General features: G+C 72.2%; 6 protein-coding genes. 4 read left to right on the top strand and 2 right to left on the bottom strand.

Features of this window, described 5'->3' with window-relative positions:
- The 4 genes from QH283_RS19710 to QH283_RS19695 all read left to right on the top strand — a co-directional run.
- A partial coding sequence (locus QH283_RS19710; protein WP_280504464.1) for a GMC oxidoreductase occupies positions 1-1,252 on the top strand: 1,252 nt, incomplete at its 5' end.
- Between the two features lie 68 nt (positions 1,253-1,320).
- Positions 1,321-2,709, top strand: coding sequence for a DUF2252 domain-containing protein (locus QH283_RS19705; RefSeq protein ID WP_280504463.1), 1,389 nt, complete (start codon positions 1,321-1,323; stop codon positions 2,707-2,709).
- A 100-nt stretch (positions 2,710-2,809) separates the two neighbouring features.
- Positions 2,810-3,697, top strand: a complete 888-nt coding sequence (locus QH283_RS19700; protein WP_280504462.1) for an NERD domain-containing protein — start codon at positions 2,810-2,812, stop codon at positions 3,695-3,697.
- A 105-nt stretch (positions 3,698-3,802) separates the two neighbouring features.
- A complete protein-coding gene (locus QH283_RS19695) occupies positions 3,803-4,567 on the top strand; it encodes a phosphatase PAP2 family protein (protein ID WP_280504461.1) in 765 nt (254 codons plus the stop codon).
- Here the strand turns inward: QH283_RS19695 and QH283_RS19690 are convergent.
- Together QH283_RS19690 and QH283_RS19685 are read right to left on the bottom strand one after the other, a co-directional pair.
- A complete protein-coding gene (locus QH283_RS19690; RefSeq protein ID WP_280504460.1) occupies positions 4,545-5,246 on the bottom strand; it encodes a hypothetical protein in 702 nt (233 codons plus the stop codon). The two genes, QH283_RS19695 and QH283_RS19690, sit on opposite strands and share 23 nt — an antisense overlap.
- Before the next feature lie 250 nt (positions 5,247-5,496).
- Positions 5,497-8,088 carry an AAA family ATPase gene (locus tag QH283_RS19685; RefSeq protein ID WP_280504459.1) on the bottom strand — a complete coding sequence of 864 codons (2,592 nt, stop codon included), beginning with the start codon at positions 8,086-8,088 and terminating at the stop codon, positions 5,497-5,499.
- Between the last annotated feature and the right edge of the window lie 76 nt (positions 8,089-8,164).

Genomic DNA, 8,164 nt, shown 5'->3' with positions numbered 1-8,164 from the left:
GGACATGGGCGTGGGCGAGACCTTCCACGCCACCCAGGTGGGCGTCTTCTTCAACGACGAGGCCGAGGGTGTCGAGGTCGACGACCCCTACTTCGGCGGCGCGGGTCCGCGGCGCAACGGCTGCATCCACTGTTCGCGCTGCCTGACCGGCTGTCCGCACAACGCCAAGAACACCACCCCCACCAACTATCTCTATCTCGCCGAGCAGGCGGGCGCGCGGGTGCACGCGCTGACCACCGCCACCGCGGTGCGCCCGCTGCCCGGCGGCGGCTACGCCGTCGACACCGTGCGCTCCGGGCGCTGGATCCGCAAGGAGCCGAGGACCTTCACCGCCGGACAGGTGGTGTTCGCCGGCGCGGCGCTCGGTACCCAGAAACTGCTGCACGCGATGCGCGACGAGGGCGTGCTGCCCGACCTCTCGCCCCGTCTCGGCGAGCTGACCCGCAGCAATTCCGAGGCCATCCTCAACGTCGCCAGCCGCAGCCGCTACGACTTCGCCCAGGGCGTGGCCATCACCTCCTCCATCCACCCTGAGCCGGACACGCACGTGGAGGTCTGCCACTACGGCGCCGGGCAGAACGCGCTGGCCACCATGGCGGTGCCGATGATCGACGGCGGCGCGTTCCGGTTCCTGCGCTTCCTGCTCGCGATCCTGCTGCACCCGATCCACTTCCTGCGCAGCTGCTGGATCTATCGCGGCTCGGAACGGTCGGTGATCCTGCTGGTGATGCAGTCGCTGGACAATTCGCTGACCTCCTTCCGCAAGCGCGGGGCGCTGCGCACCAGGCAGGGCACGGGCGAGCCGAACCCGACCTGGATCCCACTGGCCCACGAGGTGGCGAACCGCTTCGCCGAGAAGGTCGACGGCGACGCGCACGGCCTGATCATGGATGTGTTCAACATCCCGGCCACCGCCCACTACATCGGCGGCTGTGTGATCGGCGACGGCCCGGACAGCGGTGTCGTCGACCCCTACCAGCGTGTGTACGGCTACCCGGGCCTGCACATCGCCGACGGCTCGGCGGTGACCGCCAATCTCGGCGTGAATCCCTCGCTGACCATCACCGCCCAGGCCGAGCGGGCGATGGCGTTCTGGCCGAACAAGGGCGAGGCCGACCCGCGGCCCGCGCTGGGCGAGCCGTACCGGCGCATCCAGCCGGTGCGCCCGGTCCGTCCGACGGTGCCCGAGTCGGCGCCGGGCGCGCTGCGGCTGCCGATCACCCCGGTCGACCCGGCGGTGCGGCAGTCCTGACCACGGAGGCCACCGGGCACCTCCGTCACCTCGCGCCAGAACCGGACGCCGGGTTACCGTGATCGCTTGTGCCGGAAGATCATCTGAACCTGCGCGACCTGGTGCCCGCCGAGCAGGTGCGCGCCCGCGGCAAGGCGCTGCGCGAACGGGTGCCGGTCACCGCTCGCGATCGGCGGGCGCGCGGCGAGCACCGCCCCGGCGTGCTGGAGTTCGTCACCGCCGCGCACGCGGGCAGGCTCGCGCACCTGGTGCCGCTGCGGGTGGCACGCATGGTCAGCGGCCCGTTCACCTTCTACCGCGGCACCGCGGGCCTGATGGGCGCCGACCTGTCCGAGGGTCCGGTCAGCGGCCTGCACGCCCAGCTGTGCGGCGACGCGCACGCCGCCAACTTCGGCCTCTACGGCACCTCCAGGGGCGAGATCGTCATCGACGTCAACGATTTCGACGAGACCATCGCCGGGCCATGGGAGTGGGACGTGGAGCGGCTGGCGGCCAGCCTGGTGCTGGCGGGCCGGGAGTCCGGGGTCGGCGAGGACGACTGCGCGCTGGCCGCCCGTGACGCCGCGCGCTCCTACCGGCTGGCCGTCGACGCACTGGCCGAGCAGCCGTTCATGCGCTCGTGGAGCGCGCTGCCCGACCAGTCGATCCTCGCCGACGCCCAGGCCGACGATCTGCTCGCCGCCTTCCAGAAGGCCGCCAAGAAGGCGCGCAAGAACAACAGCGCCAAGGTGGTGCGCAAGTGGGGCGAGCACATCGACGACCACGAGACCGGCGTGCGCAGGCACCGATTCGTCAGCGATCCGCCCGTGCTGACCCCGGTGGCCGAGCAGGTCGCCGACGAGGTGATCGCCGGGCTGGAGCGCTACGGGCGGACCCTGCCGGACGGGCGGGCCACGCCGCTGTCGCGCTTCGCGGTCTCGGATGTGGCCTTCCGCGTCGTCGGCACCGGCAGCGTCGGCCTGCACAGCTATGTGGCGCTGCTGCACGGCAACGACGGCGAGGTGCTGGTGCTGCAACTCAAGCAGTCCATCCCCTCGGCGCTGTCGCCCTGTCTGCCCGCGCCGCCGGTGGCGCACGAGGGCGAGCGAATCGTGCGGGGCGCCAGGCTCGTTCAGGCCGAGAGCGACATCCTGCTCGGCTGGACCACGCTGTATCTGGACGGCGCGCGGCTGCCGTTCATCGTGCGCCAGTTCCGCAATCTGAAGGGCGGCATCGATCCGGCCGGGCTGGGGGCCGATCTGCTCGACGACTACGGCAGGCTGGCGGGCGCGCTGCTGGCCAGGGCGCACGCCCGCTCGCTCGACCCGCGCCTGCTCGCCGGATATCTCGACGGCGACGAGCGTTTCGAGGACGCGGTGGCCGCCTTCGCGGTGCGCTACGCCGACCAGACCGAGGCCGATCACGCCGAGCTGAAGCGCGCGGTGGCGGCGGGCCGCATCGCCGCCGACCCGCTCTGAGCGGGCCGACACACCCCGTTCTCGACGCGCCGGACGCCCGTGGCCCGGATCGCCCGTATCCTGTCCTCTGGCGGGGTGACGAGGTGAAGGGTGGTCGCGAATGCTTGTGCGCGTTGAGAATCCGACGGGCAGTCCGTCCGAGCGGGCGCTCATCGACTGGCTGACCAGCTGGCAGGGCCCCGGCCACCCGCAGGGCGTCGCGACCCTCAACTGCCACCTGTCGCACCGTGACGAGCTGAACCGCTTCGACGCGGTGGTGTGGACGCCGACCAGTTGTGTGGTGATCGAAGCCGACGTGCTCGAGACCGACATCGACGGCGTGCTGGACATCCCGCTCCACGGCCCGTGGACCATCGAGGGAGCGCCGGTGGCGATCGGCCGGGACGAGCGCACGCCGCTCGACCGCTCGCGCGATCACACCCATGCCCTGCAGGACTGGTTGGCCGAACGCGGCCTCGGTCAGCGGGCGGTGCACGGCGTCTCGCTGGTGATCCCGCCGAGCGGCGCCGCGATCGAGATCCGCCAGGCCTGGAGCGATCCCAGCTTCGACGCCATCCTCGGCACCGACCCCGACCGGCTTCGCCACTATTTCACCGTCCTCGCCCAGAGCGAGAAGCACCTGTGGACGGCCAACGACGTGGCATACGCCTTCCGCGGGCTCGGGCTGCTGCCCTACCTGCCCTCCCCGCAGGAACTGCTGAACGAGGGTTTCCTCGGCCCCATCGACATCGACCTGTGGCACGGCGGCCCGACCCAGGCCCAGGCCGAGGCCTACGCCGACGAGGTGGCCCAGCTCGAGCGCGACGCCCGGCCGCGGCTCATCCGCGCGCCCTGGTACAGCCCGTGGAAGCTCTACCCGCGCCAGTCCGGTGACATCGACATGGGCAAGGGGTGGATGCGCGTCACCCTCGCCATCGGCATGGTGGTGGCGGTGGTGTGGTCGGCGTGGTTCGTGTTGTCGCTGCTGTCGATGTACGTCTTCGACTGACCGGCCGACCGCCTGCCCCGGCCGGTCCGGCCACACCGTTGTCCCGGCCACACCGTTGTCGTCGGCGCGCGCACCCGGCAGGCGCTGCCGCGTACGGTGCGGGATGTGTCGTGTCCGATGCTGATCACCCGCGGCCTGATCGCGGTGGCGGCCACGCTCGTGGTCTGCCTGCTGCCGCTGACCTTTCCGCCCGACGGCGGCCCCAGCGCGCTGGACCGGGCGTTCGCCGGGCCGGTGGCGGCGGGCGGTCCCTCGGCGCTCGATCGGGTGCTCGTCGCGCCGAGCGATGCTCCGCTGGTGCTGGCCGCGCTGATCGCGGCGGTGGTCTGGCTGGCCGGGCGCGGGCGAGTACTCGCCGCCGTCACCATGGCGGTCACACCGGAGCTGGCGCTGCTCGTCGACACCGTGCTGCTCAAACCGCTGTTCGACCGGCCGCTCGCCGGCTATCTCGCGTATCCGAGCGGGCACACGGTCCATCTCGTCGCCGTCGTCTGCGCCTTCGTCCTGCTCTGCCCGGTGCGACGGGCAGGCCTCGTCGTCGGCGTCCTCGGTGCCGTCGCGCTCGTCGCGGTGGCCTTCGGGCAGGTGGGCATGGGCTATCACCATCTCACCGACGTGCTCGGCGGCGCCGCGGCGGCGGTCGCGATCACCGTCGTCTGCTGCACCGCCGTGCAGATCGCCCGGCCCGGCCACCAACGCCCCGGGGGGGGGGGGGGGGCGCCCGCGGGCGCCCCCGCGGGGGGGGGCGGGGGGGGGGGGGGGCGGGGGTTTTCTTCCCCCCCGCCTGGGGGGGGGCCCCCCCCGCCCCCCCCCTCTTCATGTCTCACGGGGATGGTGTGTTCGCCGGTTACTTGGCGGCGGGCGGGGTGAAGGGCTGGTTGATGGTGGTGAAGTACTGCACGGCGGCCATGACGGCGACCGGGGCGGTCACCAGCAGCTGGCCCGCGACGGTGCCGAGCGAGCCCATGGCGAGGACGCCACCGAGGCAGCCGATGGCCGCGGCCGGGACGAACGGGCCGAACATGCCGACGATGGTGGCCGAGGCGATGGTCGCGCCCGCGACGCCGCCGAGCAGGCAGCCGACGGCCGCGCCGCCGAGACCGCCGACCACGGTGCCGACCGCGGCGCCCATGCTGATGGTGGAGGTCATGCGGCTCCAGGCGGCCTGCTCACGCTCGTACTCGCTCTTCCACGGCGCCTTGTCCTCGTAGGGCAGGGCGACGGGGGAGTAGACGGCGTGCTCGCGGTCGAACTGCGGGGTCAGGGTCGCGGTGCGGCCGTCGATCTCGGCGGCGATCGGGAAGACGAAATCGTCCACGCGGAACGACAGTTCGGTGCCCGCGAGGGTGTTGCCGCGGCCGTCGGTGATGCGCAGCACACCCTCGTCGACGGTGATGGCGCCCGCGTCGGTGGAGATGACGGTGGCCGTCTCGCTGGTGGTGGCGGTGAAGTTGACCGCTTCGGGGGCTGCGGGGGCGGCGCTGACGGTGCCGGTGCCGAAGCCGATGGCGGCGATCAGCATGGCGGAAGCTGCGGTGAGTCTCTTCATTCTGGTCCTTTTTCGCTGTCTGTGAATTCGGCGCCTGTGGTCCCTGGATGGACCCTGTAGCCCTTGTGTGGCTCGGTCGTTCGGCCTCCCCCGATCCCCGAGGCCGTCGACGCGGTGAAGCTATGTGTCCTGTGCGCTGGTTCACAACGGGCTCTTGCCGACTGACGGAAAGGGGTGGGGATCGGCCACGAAACCCCAGCTCGCAGCCGTGTTCCCGGTCACTCCGCGACGGTGGTGGTATTTGTCGGCGTCAGTCGCGCAGGCGTCCGGCCAGTGCCGCGCCGAACTGCAGCACCTGCAGGCCGGTCTCGTCGCGCGCGTCGGCGAGGACGCGATCGGTGAGCAGGGTCTCGATCGCGACCACCGCGGGCGCACCCTCGTCGAGCACCGGCCGCGGCAGGTGCAGATCCGCGCAGGCGGCCAGCGGCAGCAGCAGGGCGCGAGCGGCCTCGGTGCGCTCCCCGGCCTCGGCCAGACAGATCACCAGCAGCAGCCGCGCGTGCATGGCCGCGCGGGGACGTCGCAGCCCGTCGATCGACTCCACCACCGCACGAGCCCGCCGCGCCGCGCGTTCGGGCTCGCCCCGGCGCAGCATGGCCCGGATGGCGTATTCCTCGACCATGCCCGCGGTTTGCACGGCGATGCCGTGGGTCATGCCCGGCGGCGACCACGGCTCGTCGTCGGTCAGCCCGAGCCGCAGCCCCTCCAGGCACAGCCGGGCCGACAGTCGTGGCAGCGACAACGCGTCCGCGATCCCGGCGCCCTCGCGCAACCAGCCGCGCGCCGCCTCCGGTCCCTCACGCAGCGCGGCGAGCCGGGCGCCGATGCCGTAGGTGGGCAGCAGGATGTCCACCATCGCGCCCTCGCCGCCGCCCGCGCGCGCCGCCGCCAGCAGCGGCGCAGCCTCGTCGAGCCGGTCGCGCTTGTAGAGCACCTCGCCGAGCAGGGCGCCCGCGAGCCTGGCGGGCAGCGAGTCCGCGCCCGCGCTGTCGGTCGAAAGAGTGTGCGCGGTGCGGAACTCGTCCTCGGCCACCGCCACGTCGAGCTGTTCGAAGGCCGCGATCCCGGCCAGACACCGCCCGTACATCATGTTGAACGGGCTGCCGGTCAGCGCGTGATAGCGGTGCGCCCAGCGTTGCCGTCGCCGGGCCGCGGTGTATTCGAAACTGTGGATCTCGGCGAAGGAATCGACCAGCGAGGCCGTCGAGACGAGGAACGGCCTGCAGTCCGGTTGCGCGGCGAGGTCGTCGGAGAGCCTTTCGTCCGGGTCGGTGATCACGTCGGCCAGCACATCGATCATCCGCCGCAGCACCTTCACCTCAGCGGCGATGTCGGCAGCCTCCGCGGCAGACACGGCCGGTCCTGGGCCGTCGCGGTCCTCGGCGAGCGTGGGGTCGACCAGATACAGCGCCGCCGCGACCGCCGCCCCGCGATGCACGGTGAGATTGGCCCAGGCCAGATCCAATTGCAACCGTGGCCGCAACGCCACCAGGTCAGAAGGCAGTTTCGCGACCAGGCCGAGCAGGGTGGTCACACGCCCGCGCTCGAGCAGGTGCATCCCGTCGCGTTCGACCAGATCCACCGCGCGCTCGGCGTCCCCGGCGCGCAACGCCTCGTCGACGGCCTCGCCGCGGAAGCCGTGCGCGGCGAACCAGGCCGAGGCCCGCCGGTGCAGTTCCGCCACCGAGTCCGGTTCGTCGCGTTCGCGCCTGCGCCGCAGGAACTCCGAGAACAGCGGGTGGTAGCGGTACCAGACGCCGTCGTCGTCGACGTGCTGGATGAACAGGTTCCGCGTCTCCAGTTCCTCGAGCAGGGTGCCGCTACGTGGATTGCCGGTCAGCGCCGCGGCCAGATCCCCGCACACCCGATCCGGGATGCTGGTCGCGGTCATGAAATCCAGCGTCTGCGGCTCCAGCGCGTCCAGCACGGTGTCGACGAAGTACTGGCCGATGGTGCGATGACGGCCGGAGATGTTGGCGATCAACGAGGCGGGGCGTGGGTGCTCGCGCAGCGACAGCGATGCCAGTTGCAGCCCGGCCACCCAGCCGTCGGTGGAACGCCACAACCGCTCGACGTCCGAGTCGTCCAGCCGCAGCCCGGCCACGTCCACGAGGAAACGCCGCGCCTCCTCGACGCTGAAACTCATCGCCGCGGCGTCGATCTCGGTGACCTGTCCGCGTATCCGCAGGGTGCTCAACGGCAGGTCGGCGGTGGTGCGGCTGGTGACGAGCACGTTCAGCCGGGCGCACCCGGCTTCGAGCAGGCTGGTCAGCGCGCTGATGGAGGCGGCATCGCGCACCTGCTGCCAGTCGTCGACGACCAGCGCCAGCGGTCGCTCGCTCGCGTGGATCTCGTTGATCAGCGAACCGAGCACGAACCGCACCCCGTCCTCGGCGTGCTCGTCGAGATGCCTGCGCAGGCCGACTCCGAGGTCGGGGCGCACCCGCTGGATGGCGGCCAGCAGATCGGCCAGGAACCAGACCACGTGGTTGTCCTGCTCGTCCACCGTCAGCCAGGCCACCGGGATGCCCTCGGCGCGCAGCGCCTCCATCCACTGGGTGGCCAGCGTCGACTTGCCGAAGCCCGCGGGCCCGTATACCAGGGTCAGTGTCTTGCGCGGCGCGGCGAGCATCCGGTCGAGCAGCTCCGGGCGGGGTAACAGCGCGTGATTGGTGGCGGGCGGGGCGATCTTGGTGGCGATGATCGGCGGCAGATCGCCGGTCGTGCGCGGCGCCTGCGTCATCGCCCCGGTCACCGGCGGCCCGAACCGGGTGACCGTGCTGTCCTCGCCGGTCCCGGCCGGCGACCACTGGTCGGGGTAGGGCGCCGCCCGGGGCGCCACCCCCAAATAGTGCCCGGGGGAAACCGGGGCGGGCGGGGGCCGGGGCCGCGGGTTGGCGCACGCCAGCGCGGGGTGG

The sequence above is a fragment of the Nocardia farcinica genome, assembly GCF_029867845.1.
Classification (GTDB): domain Bacteria; phylum Actinomycetota; class Actinomycetes; order Mycobacteriales; family Mycobacteriaceae; genus Nocardia; species Nocardia farcinica_A.
Note: the sequence above shows the minus strand (reverse complement) of the source record. Positions and strands in the feature narration are given on the sequence as shown.

What these genes read in the sequence shown, in the direction of transcription:
- QH283_RS19700 (WP_280504462.1), top strand. Translation starts at nt 2,810, where the DNA reads ATGCTTGTGCGCGTTGAGAATCCGACGGGCAGTCCGTCCGAGCGGGCG.
- QH283_RS19690 (WP_280504460.1), bottom strand. Translation starts at nt 5,246, where the DNA reads ATGAAGAGACTCACCGCAGCTTCCGCCATGCTGATCGCCGCCATCGGC.